Genomic DNA, 20,027 nt, shown 5'->3' on the forward strand with positions numbered 1-20,027 from the left:
AACATAGAGTCTGTTATGTCGCAACACTGTCTTTGAAATGGCAACAATCAAAATTGACTATTTTTAAAACAATAAAAGGTTATCGGCTTCAAATCAATTTGACCTCTAAAACTGTTCTCACTATGATGAAGCCGCTGGTTGATAGCAACTGGTTTTGGACCTAAAAAAGTTATGCCAAAATATGGATAATCAATAACAACAATCACGAGTAGATATATGTCACTTTATAATTTTTCAGTTTTTTTAGGGGGATTATTATTTGTATCTGTTGCCTTTGCGGGTCAAAAAAACAGTCCTCATCGTGATTTCTATTTAAAATGTATTGCGGCTGGTCATAGCCGTGCAAGCTGTACATGCATTTATCATCGTTTAGAACGCCAATACTCCCCTAAGCTCATGCATAGACTTGGAAGTTTGAGTTTACAAAGTCCTGAAATACCGCGTGATTTTGTAAAGTCCATGATGCGTACCATGCAAAAATGCCAGTCATAATTTTATTTTTTAAGCCACATCCACGCTAATACCCCAGCCATACATAAAATTGCCGGATAGACAAACCACGGATGCGGAATGGTCCAAATCATCAGTCCCGCGGCCAGACTCATACTTAAGGTCGAGATGTATTTCGCCTTTTTTGGAATACGCCGATGTTCTTGCCACTCGCGAATGAATGGGCCGATATAACGATGATTTCGAAACCATTGATGAAGTTTCTCAGAACCTCGAGCCGCAAAGAAAACAGCTAAAATTATAAAATCAACAGTAGGTAAACCCGGAATAAAAATACCCAATATGCCAAGCGCGATACACAACCAAGCCAAACCAATAAACACCCAGCGCGCCCACATAGAACGAGCAAGTTTACTGACTGGTTGAGTGGGCGTTAATGATTGCTCATGTTTTACCATTACGTTGACTTGATTGAGTTTGTCCATATCGGGTATTCCCTTTATCCACTTTATTATTTCAATTCATCAAGCTGATCAAGCGCTTGACCAAAATATCCAAAGGCATCTAAGGCTCCTTGAACAACTCGGTCTTGCTGGGTTTGGTCAAAGCCTGTTTCATCAAGTGCTTGTACAAAACGTTTCCAGACTTTAGCGCGCCCTTCGGGATAGGCAGCTAAATTACGCGCAGCAAACGTTTCTGAAAAACCCAAATGCTTTTGAGCTTCTTTAAACAAAAATGCAGCGCCTAAGGTTGAACCTTCAGACACATAAATCCAGCCTAAAGCTTCAGGTAGCTGTACGTTTTCACTCTGTAATTGCTGCCCGTTGGGTTGAATACCTAAATCATTCAAATCGGCGAGTGCTTGTTTTGAGCGGCCACGAATGTCGAGGTCTGGAATCAATCCTGCTACACCCTCTTTTTCAAAAAGATGTTCAATTTCGCGCTGAAAGTAATATTGAGACAACGTAAATTGTGCGTATTTTTCTTTACTTGAAAACACCTTTGCCTCAGACATTAATTGATGCATACGTTCGTGTTCAGCAGCAGTTTCTTGTTTCAAACGTAAAGACAAGCTGTTGCTAATGATTTGTTCTGTAGATGAGTTCATCATCTTTCTCCTGCAAAATGGATATTACTCATCGGTTAGCGGCCCCGATTGAGTTTGAGTTGGACTGGAAAATCCACAACAATGGTCACGGCTCGACCGTTAATTTTGTGGGGTTTAAATTTGGATTTACGCGTAGCTTGTATGACCCGTTCATCAAGGCTTTGAATGCCCGAACTTTGACGTAATTGAATGTTGATCGGCTGTCCTTTTTCATTAATCCGAATCCGAAGCTCAACCAAACGATTTTGTTGTTTTAACTCGCGGTCATCATAGTCAAGCCCGCCAAAACTCAGCACATCTACACTACTCACCTGAACAACATCATCATGTTCAACTTGCGTGCTCGGTGCTTTGGAATATTCTTGCTGCGTTTCAGGTGTTTTAACGCCGCCACTTTTGGTTGTGCTGCTGGTGTTTTCTAGCAAATGCTCACTTTTCGTTTGTTCAATATCGGTCGAACCCAGTTGTTTATCTGTATGAACCGTTCGCCTTTCTGTAGGCTGCGCTGCTTGAGACGAAGCTAAATTGTTTAAACTCGTTTTTGGTTGCGCTTGCTGTTTGTCATTTAAGTTATTTTGCACCACCTGTTTAGAGGCAGTTTTTGACACTAATGTTTGAACATTTTTAGGCGAGTTTTTTGATTCTTCAGGTATAGAAGATACCGAACTGTTTAATGTAAATTTAGGCGTTAAACTTTTTCCGATAGGCCTACTTTCAGTCTGGTCAGGTGATGGCTTTTTAGCAGGTCCCAGCGACACAAAACTTACTTTTAAGGCATCTACTTTTGGTGATGTCGCAAAAGTATAGGGTTCAATTAAATGGCTCAGCATCCAGACAACAAACACATGTAGTCCAATCACCACGACTACGGTTAAACACTTATAAAAATGCTTCGGCCCTTGTGTGAAAGGCAGCTTGACCATTGGCTCATGTGTAGGGAATAAAGATTTTGATTTCATAGCTTATTCCCTAAAAACGATGCTCAAGCTTGAGACTAATGTTGTGTTTATCGTAGGAATACAGCCAATCGACATTGCTTTTATTTTGGTTATAACGATAGGTTAAATTAGGCGTCATGCCATAAAACGCAAAGCGCGGCATTTGCACAACAAAGGTATAGTTCTGTTCAAAATCATGACGACGAGCTAAGTAACTTATAGCGTATTTGTCAAACTGACGCCAACGGTAAGAACTTAACAAAGTGGTGTTAAATCCTGTGCTCCAAGATTTGCTTAAGCCTAATCGTACGCCTTGCTGTTCGTAGGCAGCTACATATTTTTCTTGTGCAGAATGGTCAACTACATCTAGACCACCAAAAACAGTCCATTGGTCTGGAAAAATTTTCCAGAAAGTGGCAAAAGCTGAATTTTCTATACCATCAAAGCTTTTATATTTCTGATAATTAAAATCTTTTCTTTCAGCTTCAAGCTTAAAGGCTTTATCTGTCGAGATAAAATGCATCCACTCGGCACGCGCTCCCCACGCACTGTAAAGGCCATCATTGCCATAACGTTTATGTTCAAAAAGTGGACTCACCCCTATTTGATTTTTTAAGTCAAAGTAGCTATAGCCTGCATTAATGTTAATGGTAGATTCATTAAATGCCGCGTGGTCGTTATAGGACTGTCCAAAAGCCAGCGCACGTAAAGCCACACCATGATGTCCTTCAATGGCATAGCGTTTAATCAGACTGGCTTCGTAATCTAATCCCGTTGCCGACTCAGCTTTTTGCTTTTTACTAGTAACTTCCTGCCCCCCAGTAACATTACCGTCCTTATCTGTCTGATAAAACATCCAAGTTTTAGTCTGTTTAGACGCACTATTTAAATTACTAACATAGGTATAACCCGCTGAAACCGAGCCTTGCCAAGAGTCTCGTTTTTTTAATGCCTGAACAAAGGTATTCACTGTTGTTAAAACCCCAGACGGGATTACCGCAGGGTCACTTTGTTTCAGTTGGTCTTGAATGGAAATAAAAAGGCGTGCTGCTTCCTTATTTTTCTGTTGTTCAAACAGCACGCGCGCTAACTCAAGTTCACAAATTAAATTATGAGGTTGTTGTTTTAGGCTGCTTTGAAATTTTTGTTCAGCCAATTTCAGTTGACCCTGAGAACGTGCAACTGCCCCTTCGGCAAAGTCGGTTAAAGCCCGATCGTAGCCAACATATTTCTTATAATGTTCTAAATAAACCGTGGCTTTGAGCCACTGTTTTTGCATGACTGCCAAATATAACGCCTTGGCAAGATCATTCGGGTTTTGCTCAACACTATATTCTTGTCCATTAATTTGAAGTTTTGGTAATTGCTCGGTACTACGAATGGTTCCCTGCTCGTGAAACTGTCGCTGTTCTTGTAAAAGTGTTTGGTCCAAGCTTTGATTAAGACGAAGCTGTGTGTCTTCGTCGGCATATAAAAATGGACAACTCAACAATGTCAAACAGCACAAAAGCGTTCGTTTCATAAAACAATAAACCTGAAGCAACCAAGCAAAAGCTCAAAAAACAAAAGGAATCTACGTGTGTAGATTCCTTTTGCATTCATTAATTTTTAGCACCGCCAAATGCAGTGTTGTAAGACACGTTATCAAACTGGGCAATACCCGCTAAAGCAGAAGCATTTGCACCGAAGAATTGACCTTGAACCACACCAGAGTTGTCGACACCAGCCGTACCGTTAGCCGTTGCCAAACCTGCAAACGCAGCAGTACCCGGGTTAAATGCCACACCATCTAGGCTTAATGATGAAACAGCTGTACCAGTTCCTGTAAGCGTTCCTTCAAGTGTGCCCGCGCCATAATTTGCCGTGAACGTACCACTTAACAGATTACTTGCAGAGCCGTTAATTCCTGTAACGGTATAGGTTGCCGTACCCGCGGTTGGAACAGTGGTATTAGTATTATCACCCGCGTAGTAAACGGTATGGCTCGCGCTTGCCGGCGTGTCACCCGCTTTCCACCATTCACCAAAATAGACTTCCTGTGTGCCCACCTGACCAAAGTTAAAATTACCTAATGCACTGTGTGAAGGTGGCATTGCAGACACTGGAATATGCGAAATATTAAAGGTTTTGCTGCCAACCGTTACATTGGTGTTACTCGTTCCCTGAGCAGCAAAAGCCTGAGCCAAACCTTTTAACGAACTAAAACCTGTAAAAGCGTTATATGGCGCACCCGCAGCTTGAACCGACACCGCTGCTACACCACCCGGATGGCTTGCATTGGCAGCAGCACCAATTTTGATGTTACTTTCATTACTCGAAATACCATCAATTCCTGCATAAGCAAATGCAGTTGAACAAGCAACGAGACCCAAGAACAATTGAGAGATTTTCATTTGTTGTTACTCCATCTTTTTAAAACTAAGTTATTGTTTAATTTAAAATAACGATTTCGCTATTTTTAGTTTATTGAGTAGGCCCAGCTGAAAACCTACTCGGCTTTTTGTAAATAATAATCATTCAATCTTATTATTTACCGTTACCTGACTCCCCTTTTATGTATGTATAGAGGGAATCAAATTCTTTTTAAAATTTAGTGGTCCAACTAATTTTCATCGTTCGGCCGGGTGCGGCCATGGCACTACGAGTTAAAGGATCGATATAAAACTGGTTAGAAAGATTACTGCCGACAAACTCAACTGTGTTGTAGTCATCAACCTGATAACGCGCATAGGCATCAAAAATCCACGTGTCATCCCAAGCCAAAGGCACATTGAGGTAATAGCCTTTATTAACGCTAGCATCATTGTTTTTGCGTAGCGGGCTTTCATAAGCTTTATAGAATGTTGCACGTGCACCGAGCTCTAACTTTTCATCAAAAAAGCGTGCGCCAAGCAAACCGTGGAAACTCAGTTCAGGAGTGGCCATTGTTACCAAGTAGCCATTTGGGAAACCGTCATCAACACAGCGCTGATACGGTTCACGGAACTCAAGGCCCTGCTCGGTTTGAACCGTGCCGCCTAAAATCATTTTGTTAATGGCACTATTGGTGTCACATACTTCATTTTTTAAGTTATAGGCCACGCTCAAGTCTGTGAAAAAACCGCCATTATCAAAACGACTTTGTAACTCTAGACCTGATAGCTTTTGCTCATCCATATTGGTAAAAATAAGGTTTTGGTCACGCTCAATCACATTTTTGGTCTTGTTGTAGTAATAGGCGAGCTTAATGTCGGCATTGCGCGCTGTGCTAAACCAATCACGCATGTCATAGACATACCCTACTTCGTAGTTAAAAACGTGTTCAGGTTTGATTGCTTGATATGGCAACATGGCAGAAAAACCGACAGTGCTTTCAAACAAACTTGGTAAGCGGTATTCCTCTGCATAGCGTGCATAGATTCTGCTCTTTGGCGTGAGGTGAATTGAGGCACCTAACTGCGGTGCCCAGCCGCTATCTTTAACTTTGTCGGCAGACTCAACTGGAACTTGGTCTACCACCGACATAAAGTTCCCGCCAGTTACGACGTACTTTTGGCCAGAGGCATTGAGCTGGTTTAAAGGATTATCGGCAAGCGACAATTGCCCATTCGCATCGGCTTTCCAGCTCAGCGTATTTTTCTGTGACCAGATCATGTTATATAAAGTGCTCTCTGATGCAGGCACAGTATCGAGCTGCCCATCCCACTCAGGATTTTTTGTGGCATAGCGCTGTTTTAAAACATTGATTAAACGCTGCTGAGTCGAGGTGTAACTCTCAGGCATGGTCTGATATTCAAAGGTATATTCCTTAAGCCTACTTTTTTTGGTAAACAGCGGATTTAAACTCGGGTCAATCTCGCTCTGCAAAGACTTATTTAAAAAGTCATCAACAGCCCAATACGAGCGATAACGCATGCCCGCATCAAAACTTAACCAAGACAGTGGTCGATAATTAAAGTTAAAGTCGAACGTTTTTTCCTCACGGCGGCCTGCTCGTGGCAGTGCCTGATAGAGCGAATAACTTGGGCCAAATTCACCATACACATCGTCGGACGTTAGTTTTTCTTTTAAGAAACTTCCACCGAGCGTCAAATCAAGCTGGTCTAACAAACGGGTTTTATTACTGACCGTAATGCCTTTACGCGTATTGTCAGAATGGCTTATCGCCGTGTTAATAATGGTGTTATCTCGAAAATCGATTGTGGTTGGCCACCCGCCACGTGTGTATGTCTGGCTTTCGGTGTCGGTTTGCCAAATGTTGGCATAAAAATCAATCCAGCGATTATTCTCAGGCTTAAACTTATATTCGAGGCTATAGGCTTTAGAGTGAATATTGCTTAAAGGCCACTGCGGAACCCCCAAGTCAGGCGTAATGCCCCAAACAATTCGAGACGGCATAATTTCACCAAAAATGTTTTTGGTATCTCGATAAGTCAGTTTAAGAGTCTGGTGATCGGTTGGGCGATAGGTCCCTTTTAACAACCACGACTCCATATGACTTGAAGTGTTAGGAACTTCATCGCCCGGTTGATAGGCATAGGCAAAGTAAGGAATAAAATCGAGGCTACTGTCTGGCGTCGCTCGTTTATAATAGCCCGCGCCATGTGTCCCTGAAAAATAATTGCCGCGCTCACGTACTGCATAGACAGCCAGTAAATCGAATTTGTCTTGCTTGGTGGCAATTGCCAGTCGGCCCGCCAAGTCATCGCCCGAAAAATGAGAGTTATCACTTCTGGTCCGATTCTTTTTATAAATATCGGGGTCATATTTTGACCCGTTCATGTCGATCCAAGGCGTTGTGTCATCGTAGTTTTGGCCCACTTTGCTCATGTCTGGCAAAGACGGATCGATTGAGTTGGTTGAGCCTTCTACTTTCAACTCGGCACCAAAAGACTTACCCGGACGAACAATATCATCGGCCTCTAGCGTTTTAACGACTACACCGCCGCCAACAGAAGTTGTGGTATTTCGTTCTAAAGATGGGCCTTTAATGACTTCAATGCCCGCAATCAGATTGGGGTCGATATAGTTTCTGTTATTTACCCCGTTGTAGCCACGCCACACCGCAATCGACTGTTCGGTGCCATCAATGGTTAAAGGCACACGGCCAACGCCCTGCACACCACGCACACTCGGGTCGAGTGCCCCACTGTTACGGGCATCGCCGCTATAGACTCCCACCATGCCTTGTAAAACATCGGCTGGGTTGGTTCCTTTAAATCGCTCAACATAGTCTTTGCCCGCATAGACCGAAGAGCGGTTTGCATCATAAACTTTGTTATAGCCTTCGGTGTCACGGTCTTCTTTGCCGTACACTACAATTGGCGTGAGTCGTACCGATGCATCTTCTTCAATTACAGCACTACTTGGCGGCAGGCTAGCGGCCTGAACTTTAGATGAAGTGACCCACGGCGTAGTTTTTTTGCTGAGTGTGTAGCCCTGCCCAACTTTTACAGCATTAAATTCGGTTGCTTTTAAAAGCTGCTCAAAACCTTGTTCGACTGCAAAGTTACCTTTTAAGCCTAGGCTATGTAGCCCTTGGAGTTGTTGGGCATCCATTGCAATTGAAGTACCCGATTGTTCGGCAAACTGGTTGAGTACGTTAGCAAGACGGCCAGCGGGAATGTTATAGCTTTTAACTCCGGCTGTTTCTGCATAGGCCTGCTGCATAGGAAATACAACAAGCCCACCCATCGACACAACATGCATGGCAAACGCCAGTGTTGAGAATCGAAAAATCGATCGATTCCGCTTTTGTCCCGTTCCCGCTTTTCTCATTTGCCCCGCCCAGTAAATCGTAATAAGAATCATTCAATACAACAAATTAAAATGATCCATATTTATTGCTTCTACTTACTATGACGAACGACTTGCAAAAAAGTGGAACCTAAAATTTAAAATAAATTTAATTTTTTATTATTTTAAAGAAACCGTGACCATAAATGGCGTGATTTGCTTAATTTTCAGATCTGGAAAAACCGTAGCCAAAAGCTTAAGCGACTCTGTGGTTTGGTCTAAAGACAACACAGCATTGACCCGCACATGTTGCAACGCCGCATCATTAAAAATAATTTTGCCTTTGTAGTTGCGGTCTAGCTCTTGTAGCACTTGATTCAGCGGCAGGTTTTCTACCATAAGTTGATGCTTTTGCCATTTTTGTTGTTCGTTATACACATTTAGTGCAGGCAGTTTTTGGACGCCATTTTTGTCCATTTTAATGGCTTGCCCTGCTTCAACAATGGCCTGACGAGTCGCATGCAATTGGGTGGTTTTAACCTGTGTGGCTTCTACTTTTACCTTTGAGTGCAACATGTTGAGCTCGGTTGCCGAAGGGTCATAGGTTACGCTAAAAGCTGTGCCGAGTGCCTGAATTTGTCCATGACTGGTTTTGACTAAAAACGGTCTAGTTTTATCTTTGGCAACATCGACATAAATTTGACCTTGCACCAATTCAACCACTCGCTGGTTGGTTTTAAAATCAAGATTAACTGCACTTTTACCACGTAAAATTAAACGTGAACCGTCTGGTAAGGTTTGCGTGGTCCACTGCCCCGATTGCCCGTGAATGTCGGCCGTAACATAGGCTACTGTGGTGTCAGTTAAATAAAATAACGCCCCACTCATGGCAACAAACACAACGGCAAAAGCTGTTCCTGCCCGTAAATGTTTATAGGCTTTGCCTGAGTTTAGGCCAGCCTTAAGGGCAACTTTAGTGACTTTTTTATGTCCGCTGGTTTGGGAAAGTTTTTGAATTGATCCAATACACTGTTCAATATCGGCAGCCACTTGACGGTGTTGCTCACTGGTTTTTTTCCACTCTTCAAATTTTTGATTGGCAGTTTTTCGTGAGCTTTCATCATCCGAACTCAGTTGAACAATCCATTGCGCGGCTTCTTCAACCAGTTGGTGATGTTTGCTTTTATCCATGGCCATTTAAATGCAAGCGTCCATGTCTTGTCGGTTTTGGTAGCACTGAATTAAACAGCTCGCCAAATATTTTTGAATCATTTTGGTCGACACATTTAAACGCTCGGCAATTTCTTTATGGGTATAGCCTTCGAGATAATGCAAAATAAAAGCTTGCTGTGCTTTTTCAGAAACCCCTTCGAGTGCTTTGCAAAGCTGGTTAATAGCTTGAATAATTTGTATCTGGTCTTCGGGTGAAGCCACCGCGTCAAGCATATATTCCATTTGACTCAAGCCATCTAAATAGGCCTGTTCAATGCGTTTACGGCGCACTTGGTCAATGAGCAGGTTTTTAGCAATCGAGGTTAAATAGGCACGCGGTTCCTTAATGCCGAATAGCTCGTCTCGCGTTTGTAGCAGTTTAATAAATGTGTCCTGAACCAGATCTGCGGCCTGATCAGTATTACCTAATTTTTGTCTCAACCATTGGTGAAGCCAGCTTTGGTGACTTCTATATAACTGATCTACAAGCAAAGAAGTTTTGTTCACAGCAATTGGACTCAAAACAAGGAACTCACAAATGATAATAATTATCATTTAAACAAGTCAAGCAATAATTCAAGTAAAACTTAAATCACTGTTTAATAAATTGAATTAATTGCCCGCTCGCTTTGCTGCACTTCTCTTAAAGCAATTCGGCCAAATTCCTAATTTCTTCCATCACCGCTTTACACGCAGGTGTTAAATAGCCGTGCTTAGAAATAGACAAAGAAATATAACGCTTGAGTGCGGGATTAATAATTTTTGCGGCTTGAATTGAGGTGTATTGGCTGGCCTTTTTTAGAGCCTGCGGCCCAAGCATGGTGTAAATGCCAGATTCGGCAACCAAATGCGTTTGTAAACTAATCGAGTCAGCTTCAAACACAATATTCAGCTCTACCCCATTTTCATAAGCCATGTGGTCTAAAAAATTACGCCAATTACTTGGCCTGCAAAACGTGACCAGCGGTAACTGATTTATTTCTTTAAATTCGACTTCATTTGCCTGAGTGAGCACATCTCCTTCACAACCGATCAAGTAAGTATCGGCTTCGGTAAGGTAAACATCGCCCTGTTTAGGCGTTGGGTTAAAGCGATAGAGAATGGCTAAATCGACGCTGCCATCTTCCAGCCATTTTTCTAAATGCACCCCTTGCCCTTCACGCACCGACAGTTTAATTAGAGGATATTTTTGTTGAAGCACTTTATACAAAGTCGATAACAATGGATGTGCAGTAGACGGTAAACTGGCAATACGAACCGTACCAATCGGTGTATCGGTCGAGTGCAAAATTTCATTATTGAGTTGGTCGGTCACGTTCAGCCATGAACGAATTTTAGGAAGTAAATGCTGACCTAAATCGGTCAACTCAACGCCGCGTCCTGTTCGGTTAAATAAACGACCACCACATTGCGCCTCAAGCTCGTTCATTTGCCGACTTATTTGCGGTTGATTGGTGTTATGCAACATGGCAACTTTGCTTAAGCTACCAAGTTCCACCGCGTCTAAAAATATTTTCCATAAATCATAATTCATCGATTCTTCCTAAATCTTAAACCAGCGCTTTTGAGCTATACATTTTCAGTATAACTGAAATTCAAGAATTGGTAATTCCTACATAGCTCGCCTATTTCTATACTCCAATCATGTTCTCTACAACACGATTTAAGTCAGATTAAGAACCAGAGAATATTTAATTACACTGTATAGGAAGTACGATTATGAGTTTAGATTTACGTGGATTAACCCCAGCACCTGTGACTCCTTTTACCCGTGACGGACAAGTAGACCATGATGCAATTCAACGTTTAGGTTCATGGTTAGGCAGTATTGATGGTGTGAAAGGCTTGGTTGTTCTTGGGCATGCAGGTGAAGGAACATTCTTGTCGCAAAAAGAACAAATGCAGGTCATCGAAAGCTTTGTTAAATCGGTAGATGACAAAATTCCGGTAATTGCAGGGATTACGCTCGAAGGTACTTCAGTTGCAGCAGAAGAAGCAAAACGTGCAGTCAGCGCAGGTGCTTCGGCAGGTTTAATTTACCCTTCACATGGCTGGTTGCGTTTTGGCTATCAAAAAGGCGCACCGCAAGACCGTTATAAAGCGATTTATGAAGAAAGTGGTTTGCCATCTATTTTATTTCAATATCCAGATGCGACTAAAGCCACTTACGACCTAGAAACTCTACTCGATATTTCTGCACAGCCAGGCGTGTTTGCCATGAAAAATGGTGTGCGTAACATGCGCCGCTGGGATGTCGAAATTCCAATTATTCGCCGTGAACGTCCAGACTTACAGGTGTTGACTTGCCACGATGAATATTTGCTTCACACCATGTTTGATGTAGACGGTGCATTGGTTGGCTACGGCAACATTGCCCCTGAACTGTTAATTGAAATGATTAAAGCAGGTAAAGCTAAAGATTACGCTAAAGCTCGTGCTATTCACGACCAATTATTACCAGTGACTCGCAATGTTTATCACCGTGGTTCACACATGGAAGGCACGGTCGCGCTTAAACATGCACTGGTTGCTCGCGGAATTTTGGACCATGCTACTGTGCGTTCGCCACTGCTTCCACTTGTAGATGGTGCTGAGCAAGAAATTCATGATGCGATGCGTCAAGCCGGAATTGGCAAGGTCGATTTAACCCAAGCCGTTGCTTAAATTCTATTCGGGCTAGCATGTACGCTAGCCTTTTTTTCCTGTACGCTGCCTGAGGCCAAACATCGGGCATGTCTCTTAAAAATAATAATAAAAAGCATGCAAACTGTGGTGAACAGGTAGTGCGAAATAGAACAACAAAACTACGAGGAATGTAGTAATAAGGAGATAGAAGATGACAAATCTAGCGGATGTAGAACAAATTAGTCATCATCAAAAAAATGCGGAAATTATTGCAAGACTTGAAAGACTACCCGTCACTGGGCGATTGCAATTTATGCGAATTACCATTGGTATCGCGACCTTTTTTGACGCTTATACTGTTCTTGCGATTGCCTTTGCTTTACCCCAACTCATTACCGAATGGCACCTGACGCCTGCCTATGTCGGTGCGATCATTGCTGCGGGCTATGTTGGGCAACTGATCGGTGCGATCTTTTTTGGTTCTCTTGCCGAAAAAGTCGGTCGTTTAAAAGTGCTGTCTTTTACCATTTTACTGTTTGTTGCAATGGACATTTCTTGTCTGTTTGCGTGGAGCGGAATGTCGCTGTTAATTTTCCGTTTCTTACAAGGTGTTGGCACAGGTGGCGAAGTGCCTGTTGCGAGTGCCTATATTAATGAGTTTATTGGTGCAGAAAAGCGCGGTAAGTTTTTCTTGCTCTATGAAGTTTTGTTCCCACTCGGCCTTATGTTTGCAGGCATGGCAGCATTTTTCCTGATGCCAATTTACGGCTGGAAAGTCATGTTTATTGTGGGCCTAATTCCATCTTTACTGGTCATTCCTTTACGGTTTTTCTTGCCTGAATCACCACGCTGGTTGGCTTCAAAAGGTCGTTTTAAAGAAGCAGATCAAGTCGTTAAAAGCTTTGAAGACGGTGCCATCAAAAGCGGTAAAACTTTGCCTGAACCTGTGGTTAAAGAAATTAACCCGCAAGGCATGGCAAAAACCGACTGGCGCGAGCTGTTCCGTGGCATCTACCGCAAACGTACCTTTACCCTGTGGGGCATGTGGTTTTGCGTGTATATGGTGAACAATGCCATGGTGACTTGGCTGCCATCTCTTTACAAACAACACTTTGGTCTGTCGCTGCAAACCAGTTTAGGTTATGGCTGGATTACGTCGGGCGTAGGTGTGATTGCCTCTATTATCTGTGCGTTAATGATTGATAAAGTCGGCCGCCGCCCTTGGTACAGTGCAGCGTTTTTCTTGGCAATCATTCCACTCATGGGCCTCTCGGTTTTAGGCGCAAAATCGGCGATGGAGGTTGTAATTTTCGCAACGATTAGCTATGCCATTTTGCAAACCATTTCATTCTCTTTATACCTTTACGCTGCCGAACTTTACCCTACTCGCCTACGTGCAATGGGCATTGGTTTTAGTACCGCTTGGCTACGTGCTGGCTCTGCAATTGGGCCTGTTATGGTCGGCCTCGTTGTTGGTGGCTATGGCATTCAATATGTGTTTAGTGTGCTGGCTGTTGTGGCGCTCATTGGTGGCCTTGTGACCTTCTTGTTTGCCATTGAAACCAAAGGCCAAGTGCTCGAAAAACTCTCTCCTTAATTTATCCATTTCATAAAAGCTTGCCTAACCCAGCGTTAGGCAAAGGGCTTATTCATACTTAAAAAAGGAATTTAAAATGAATAAATATTTGCTATGGGGCTGTATTGGTTTAGGCAGTGTGTGCAATGCTTATGCAGAGCTTCCTCAACAATTTGGCAATTTAGAATTAAAACTCAACACCCGTTACTGGAACGATGAAGGCACTGCCCACCCCACGCTTGCCAACCCTTCGCCTTCGTCGAATGAATATGAACAAAGTGCCTTAGGGCTTGAGTTAAATTATCAGTCACCTTACTTGTGGGACTGGCTTGGAGTAGATGGTTCACTCTATGCAGTCACCAAGTTATTTGACTCTGGCAAGCCTAGTGCTCAGCTTTTAGAGGTCGAAAATAATGGCAAGCTCGACCAAAACTTTGCGACTTTAGGACAGCTCTACATCAAGGCAAAACTGGGTGATAAAGGCGAAATTAAATTAGGCCGCCAGCTGCAAGACTCACTGTTACTTAAAAGCACTAATAACCGTGTGGTGCCCGATACCTTTTCGGGTGCGAGTGGGCAGTTTCAGCTCAATGATCAGCTACAGACTTATATGGCTTACTATGACCGCTGGAAACCGCGTAGCATGGACTCTTTTGAAAAACTGGTGACTGAAAATGACGAGCGGATTGATTATGTCGGTTTGCTCGGTGCCAAATATCAATACAAAAACTGGAGCCTGAATGCCGAATATTTAAATAGCAAAGATTACTTAAAAAAGTACGGGGCGATTGCTCAATATAAATTGCCCTTGCATGGACTTGTATGGACATTCAACACAGGCGCTTTTTTCTCACGTGATGATGGCAAGCTGTTTAAATGTGGCACCGAAAGCGAGTTGGACTGTGTCAAAGGTCAAAACATTAACAACCGTGGAAATGGTTATTTTGTCGATGTAAATGTGGCCAAGAATAATCTCGAAGGTGGCATTGCCGTTTCAAAGTTTGATGGTTTTTGGATTGAAGATAACTTTGCCGTACACTCCGCCCGCAACTCGGTTTTAACGCAAGATCACGGCACCAACCCGTTTCCGACCTCTGCGACCATTGGCCCTGACTTTACCAATAACGATGAAACCGCCGTTGCCCTTCGCTTGAAATATAACTGGAAAGACTACGTGAAAGGTTTAAAAACCGAAGCGAAGTATATTTATGGCTTTGGTGCTCACCAAAGTAACATTAGCAGTGATATTGAGGGTAAAGAGCGTTACTTTGACTTTACGGTGAGTTATGCCTTGCCGTGGGTGAAAAATTTAGATGTGCGTTATTCATTTTTGCATTATGAGTCAAAATTTGAAAATGCAAACCTAGGTGAGAAAATAAATGGCATGTCTCGTAAAGATTGGGACCAGCACCGTGTATTTATTAATTACCGTTATACGTTTTAAGTTCAAGCTAAGCTCAACGCTTAGCTTTAAAACAGCCTTTCAGCTTATGGAATTAAGCTCTATACTCTTTTTTTGCATTCAAAAAATGATTTATAGGCAAATCCCTTACTAACAGCATATTTATCTATAGAGTTTTCATGAATGGGTTCATCATAAGCCTTATTTATTAAATCCATTTTATATTTTGAGTACTCAGGATATCTATAAAGATTCTGCTCATTTGAGTCTAACTGCATTGTTTTACTCACTCCAGCTTGACGTGCTTTCATAATATTTTCAGCCATCTCAAAACCAGCTTTACACAATAAATCTTTTTTTTCGATCTGGTATTTTTCTTCCTGCATTTGAAGTAGATCATCTTTAGTAGGAATTACATTGTTTGGTCCAAGATCTCTAAAAGATCTAGTAGAACTCCAGTTAATACGACTAAAAGCTACATCACTTGGGTCTCTACTGTTCTTTAATGCATCGATAAGATATTGGTCGCGGTTACCTAAGATATAAGTGTTTAAATCATTATCTAATAAAATAACTAAGATATTTTTATTAGAACTGTCATAGGCAACATAACTTTTAAGATTTTGTCCTACAAATTTTTGATTCTTTTGCCAAAAATAGGTCGTTATAACATTTTCCTGTAAATTTCTCTTTGTTAGACAAGCGCTCATATCAAAATCCCCAGGTTTTAAAACGCCAAAGGGATGTAACCTTGCAATAAGGCCAATCGTTAAGTCCTTATCTAACTTAAGCAAACTAAAACCATTGACCTCACATTCTTCAAATTGTTTATCTTTTAATTTATAGATGTCATTAATTGAAGTTAAATTTTTAGCATGTAATGTAGTACAAAACGCTATTACCCCACATAAAAGTAATCTTTTCATATCATCAAGTCCTGTAATTTCGAAATAGAATACTCATTTTTATAGAAAAAATACATGGTAAGCCTCTTAAAGGCTAAGACCAGCACCGTGTATTTATTAATTACCGTTATATATTTTAAGCACAGGCTAAACGTTTAGTTTAGCTTTATTATTTTTATTAATTTTTGGCTTTATAGATATTAACTTTTGAGTTTAATTAAAATATAAATTTATATTTAAAATTTTTATAATATTTTATTTAAATTGAATTGACCTATTAAAAACTTATGATTATTATGGTCCCGCTGGCCTACATTGCCAGTCGGTTTTGACAGACCGAGTATACAGCGTATCAGGTTCATACTTCCTGAGTATGACACTTGTGCGCAACCTGCACCTCCCCCTTACCGTTGCGGTAGGACGGGAGGGGGACGCGCTCGCGCGTGCTGGTCTGTATACCCAGTCTGTCAACCCCTTCTCGTTCTACCACCCTAATCAATTGACGGTGATTTTTGGTGGTAGAGCTCCATACATTTTAAGGAGTTGACCATGCCACGATATATATTTATCCCCTCTCCCTTATAAACTTTTTATTTATTTAAAATTTAGGTTTTCTATTATCTAAAGTTTTAAATCTATAAATTATTTTTATTTTAAAATTTAAGTCATTTTATTTTATTGCTTTTATAGGCGGGTTAACTATTGCCTTTAAAAATGATTTTAAAACTTAAAATATAGCGGTTTATTTTTTCTCATTGAGATATCCCCAAATCATCACGAGAATAATATGAAATTTTATAAAACTATTTTGGTTTTAGGCCTCATTGTTGGCGATTACAGCGTTTCGGGTTGTGACCTTCGCACGCAGCAGGAGTTTGAAAAAATTTGCCTGTCTGGTGGGCATACCCAAGCCAGTTGCGACTGTATTTACCAACGGCTCGAACAAGTGTATTCGCCTCAGCTTATGCAACGCCTAGAACATGTCAGTTTGCAAAGTCCTGCTCTCCCACAGGACTTTGCCCCTACTTTTTTTAGTGTGATGCGGCGGTGCGATAAAAATGACATGGGCTAAGCATTTGGCTTAGCTCCCTTATCTCTGTGTCGCAATGGTGGATGACTTTAAATCAGCGCAAAAAATTAAAGTTCTGTTGTGGCACGGGGGCCTATTTATAAGAGAATTTGAATACTGGTAAATTAAATTTTTAAATAATTAACAGTGAAATATTTTTATAAAATAAACAATATGTTATATAACAATCTAAATTAAATACTAGATAAAACAAATGATTAGTCTTACTGCTATTACTACTGTATTGGGGGCCTTAGTTCCTTTAATGGTTGCGTATATTTCATCGCGGTATAACTTTAAAAAACATCCAAGATTGGAGTTTAGCGAAAGTATTGAAGCTGCTAAAGAGTTTGATGCAATTGTAATCTCTACTGAATCACAGTTAGTAAAAGATCGTGTTGCTCAAAAATTGATAATGAAAAAGAATATCAATTTTCTAGAAACACAGTATTTCTATAACTATGTAGATATGGAATTTTGGATTGAAAGATATGTTGATGTTCGGAAATACATAGAACCAATTATTGATGAGAATAATAAAATTGTGGACTTAAAGAATAAATATACTATGGCAAAGGGGATCCTATTCTTATGCATGTATTTTTTCTTTGCCATTTTAGCCATGATCCCACTCATGTTTCTAAAGCATTATTTAGAAATCTTGCAGCGAACTATTGATACTATTAGCTTTTTAATAACATTTAATTTAATAATTTGGCCAATTCTATTTGGTTTTATAGCCCTAGGTGGTCTTCATAAAGCTAATAAAATATCTGATGCTTATAATTTTTTAAAGAATTTTGAACATCAAAGAATAAAAGTTAAGGAATAGAAAATGATAAGATTTATAACAATGGCATAACTAGCAAGTATGAAAAATTTTAGTTTATTATTTAAATTTTTAGACGGAGTAAGCGTTACAAAACGCATCGCCTACTCTCTCTTGATCATTACAAGCCTTTATAAAACTCTTTGATTTTTTGTGCCATCAACTTACGACGTTGCTCCAAAAATTCACTGTATTGATCTGATTCTAAGCCATGAATATTGTTGGGTATGCAATGAGTAAGTAAGTTTTTATCTAAACTATCCAAATCTTTAAGAGCGGTTATCTCGTTTTTCTTCAAATTGATGTCTTGATAAATAATATCCATATATGTTCTAGGAGATGCATTCCCTAATTTGATGTTCACCGATTGCTCGGTGTAAACATAATTCGCAACCTGATTATATTCACTCTTCTTAAAGCCATTTTTAGCTAGATAATCTTTAGGGAAAACATGATGTACATCTCCTCTCTGCTCAATCAGACTACGTACTGTCAAACTATCTGATAAAAAAGAAAGCTCATTCGATTTACATTGTGACGCTAAATAACATAAGTATGCATTATTAACAGTACTCGAAGAATCCAACTCATTGACTAAACGGTAATCCCAGAATCCTTCATCTAAGTCTGCTTGCTCAATTTGTGCCAAATATCCTTCAATACCCTTTTCCAAGATTTGTTTACTATCGCGTTCAATTGCTGTTTCTGAAGACCCCGAATAACGTCCTGTTAACAGTGATATGACATACCAACGTTTTACAAGATTCTGAATTTGCGGTTCAGGCATTTTTGACGCTCTTAGCTGTAGATATAAAGCATAGGCGAAGTTAAGACTTGTTTGAGAACTAATCAACTTTTTATTTATAAATCCAGCGGATTGAATGATCGTAATAAATCGCTGGTAGTTAGTTTGATTAAAGAAATCTTCTAAACCTTGTCGTAATTTTTTATAACTTTCTTCCGCAATACTTTGAACATTACGCCTATTTTCAAAGTCACGGCCTGAGAGTAAAGCAACTAGATCACTAAATTTCCCACGATTAAACTGACAAGTATATGCAACACGCAATACATCTATGTAATTCGGCTGATAAAGATCATCCTTAATATTTGCAATCCAACTGATTTTTTTATAGTCATCACTGGTTGCAAAAACTTTATCATTTTGTTGGATAGTTTTATTAAAACTACTTTCTTTTAAAAGATGGCAAAAATAGTCAATCATTTTGCGTAATCGATTGCCACCAAAATGCTCATCAGATGCAATCTTAGACATGACAAAGTCAGCATTACTAAGTACCACACCCTTCTGATTAATGCGTATAAAGATTTCAGTAACTGTATCAATATCAAGTGATGAGTCTAATTCAATAATACCGATCTGACGATTTTTGATTGCTTTTAATTGCTCGAGCTTGTCTTCAATAAAATCTTCATCCGCATCAGGATTCAATGCCATATATGCACGTCTAGCCTGAGATATTGAAATATCTCCATTTAGAATTGGTGCAATATTATTCACCCAAATTGGATTGCGTTCGATCGCTGTATTACAGACCTCGAATAATGTCTCATCATTTTTTGCAATTGGGTTATAGGCTATTCGAATATTCGTTTCTTTGTAATCTTTATCTAATACAGCTTGGCCTACAACCGCAGCCGTTAATGCTGTGATGCGTTGTTGCCCATCAATTAAAACTTTTTTTCCAGCAGATAAAGTTCCATCTTTTAGGCGAATATCTGGGTTGCGCCATGTAATAATGTAGCCAACTGGATAACCTTTATATAATGAGTCCATCAAATCACGAACTTTACTACTTGACCATACAAATGGCCTTTGAATCTCAGGAATTGCAATTTCGCCTGATTTAATCCATGAAAGTAAGGTATCAATCGGATGTTGATGAACAGAGTACTTAGCCACTTTTAATTTTTCCCAAACTGAAACATGCAATTCTATAAAGTTATAAATTTTAAACAATTAAATTGAAAATATCCTTACTAGTCCTAAAAAATTATCGGAGAATACTCAAATTAAATACAGTTGAAAGATAAAGAATTTGAAAATTAATTAAGCTTGTATATGAGTCTTTATAATTTAATTCAAATTCTTTAAAATTTGATCTTTAGCATACTAAAATTTCAAATGAATTTTATATTTAAAGCCTATGACTCTTATTATAATCATAGTTCATAAA

At 40.2% G+C, this 20,027-nt stretch carries 17 protein-coding genes; 6 read left to right on the top strand and 11 right to left on the bottom strand.

Features of this window, described 5'->3' with window-relative positions; genetic code table 11:
* Positions 1–216 precede the first annotated feature (216 nt).
* Positions 217–492 (top strand): hypothetical protein, encoded by a 276-nt coding sequence (locus tag HLV59_RS14040; RefSeq protein ID WP_062849288.1) that lies wholly within the window; start codon positions 217–219, stop codon positions 490–492.
* A 2-nt stretch (positions 493–494) separates the two neighbouring features.
* On the opposite strand, the gene HLV59_RS14045 is transcribed toward HLV59_RS14040, so the two are convergent.
* The 9 genes from HLV59_RS14045 to HLV59_RS14085 all read right to left on the bottom strand — a co-directional run bounded on the left by HLV59_RS14045 (position 495) and on the right by HLV59_RS14085 (position 10,957).
* A complete protein-coding gene (locus HLV59_RS14045) occupies positions 495–935 on the bottom strand; it encodes a YbaN family protein (RefSeq protein ID WP_061875635.1) in 441 nt (146 codons plus the stop codon).
* 26 nt (positions 936–961) lie between these two features.
* Positions 962–1,561, bottom strand: a complete 600-nt coding sequence (locus HLV59_RS14050; protein ID WP_081175011.1) for a biliverdin-producing heme oxygenase — start codon at positions 1,559–1,561, stop codon at positions 962–964.
* Positions 1,562–1,593: 32 nt separating this feature from the next.
* Positions 1,594–2,517, bottom strand: coding sequence for an energy transducer TonB (locus HLV59_RS14055; protein WP_171430222.1), 924 nt, complete (start codon positions 2,515–2,517; stop codon positions 1,594–1,596).
* Between the two features lie 10 nt (positions 2,518–2,527).
* Entirely contained in the window at positions 2,528–4,018 is a 1,491-nt protein-coding gene (locus HLV59_RS14060; RefSeq protein WP_456318743.1) for a surface lipoprotein assembly modifier, read from the bottom strand.
* 79 nt (positions 4,019–4,097) lie between these two features.
* The gene (locus HLV59_RS14065; protein ID WP_031947601.1) at positions 4,098–4,889 is read right to left on the bottom strand and encodes a Slam-dependent surface lipoprotein; all 792 of its coding nucleotides are present in this window, start codon (positions 4,887–4,889) and stop codon (positions 4,098–4,100) included.
* A 190-nt stretch (positions 4,890–5,079) separates the two neighbouring features.
* Positions 5,080–8,253, bottom strand: coding sequence for a TonB-dependent receptor domain-containing protein (locus HLV59_RS14070; RefSeq protein WP_323848052.1), 3,174 nt, complete (start codon positions 8,251–8,253; stop codon positions 5,080–5,082).
* A 138-nt stretch (positions 8,254–8,391) separates the two neighbouring features.
* Entirely contained in the window at positions 8,392–9,408 is a 1,017-nt protein-coding gene (locus HLV59_RS14075) for a FecR family protein (protein ID WP_171430223.1), read from the bottom strand.
* Complete coding sequence (locus HLV59_RS14080) at positions 9,409–9,930, bottom strand: sigma-70 family RNA polymerase sigma factor (RefSeq protein WP_171430638.1); 522 nt, start codon at positions 9,928–9,930, stop codon at positions 9,409–9,411.
* A 136-nt stretch (positions 9,931–10,066) separates the two neighbouring features.
* Entirely contained in the window at positions 10,067–10,957 is an 891-nt protein-coding gene (locus HLV59_RS14085; protein ID WP_171430224.1) for a LysR family transcriptional regulator, read from the bottom strand.
* A 185-nt stretch (positions 10,958–11,142) separates the two neighbouring features.
* Here HLV59_RS14085 and HLV59_RS14090 point away from each other — a divergent pair, with 185 nt between their 5' ends.
* The 3 genes from HLV59_RS14090 (at position 11,143) to HLV59_RS14100 (ending at position 15,068) form a co-directional block, all read left to right on the top strand.
* Entirely contained in the window at positions 11,143–12,087 is a 945-nt protein-coding gene (locus HLV59_RS14090; protein WP_064784292.1) for a dihydrodipicolinate synthase family protein, read from the top strand.
* A 172-nt stretch (positions 12,088–12,259) separates the two neighbouring features.
* Positions 12,260–13,645: an MFS transporter gene (locus HLV59_RS14095; RefSeq protein ID WP_171430225.1), complete on the top strand. Its 1,386-nt coding sequence runs from the start codon at positions 12,260–12,262 to the stop codon at positions 13,643–13,645.
* 76 nt (positions 13,646–13,721) lie between these two features.
* Positions 13,722–15,068: an OprD family outer membrane porin gene (locus HLV59_RS14100; RefSeq protein ID WP_171430226.1), complete on the top strand. Its 1,347-nt coding sequence runs from the start codon at positions 13,722–13,724 to the stop codon at positions 15,066–15,068.
* A gap of 59 nt (positions 15,069–15,127) precedes the next feature.
* Here HLV59_RS14100 and HLV59_RS14105 read toward each other — a convergent pair whose 3' ends face one another.
* Positions 15,128–15,952, bottom strand: coding sequence for a hypothetical protein (locus HLV59_RS14105; RefSeq protein WP_000826026.1), 825 nt, complete (start codon positions 15,950–15,952; stop codon positions 15,128–15,130).
* Positions 15,953–16,718: 766 nt separating this feature from the next.
* On the opposite strand from HLV59_RS14105, the gene HLV59_RS14110 reads away from it, so the two are divergent.
* Positions 16,719–17,003 carry a hypothetical protein gene (locus HLV59_RS14110; RefSeq protein ID WP_171430227.1) on the top strand — a complete coding sequence of 95 codons (285 nt, stop codon included), beginning with the start codon at positions 16,719–16,721 and terminating at the stop codon, positions 17,001–17,003.
* A gap of 211 nt (positions 17,004–17,214) precedes the next feature.
* Entirely contained in the window at positions 17,215–17,832 is a 618-nt protein-coding gene (locus tag HLV59_RS14115) for a hypothetical protein (RefSeq protein WP_171430228.1), read from the top strand.
* Positions 17,833–17,950: 118 nt separating this feature from the next.
* Here the strand turns inward: HLV59_RS14115 and HLV59_RS14120 are convergent, their stop codons facing one another.
* Positions 17,951–19,753: a GmrSD restriction endonuclease domain-containing protein gene (locus tag HLV59_RS14120; protein WP_171430229.1), complete on the bottom strand. Its 1,803-nt coding sequence runs from the start codon at positions 19,751–19,753 to the stop codon at positions 17,951–17,953.
* Positions 19,754–20,027 lie beyond the last annotated feature (274 nt).

The sequence above is a fragment of the Acinetobacter lactucae genome (assembly GCF_013122135.1).
Taxonomy (GTDB): Bacteria; Pseudomonadota; Gammaproteobacteria; order Pseudomonadales; family Moraxellaceae; genus Acinetobacter; species Acinetobacter lactucae.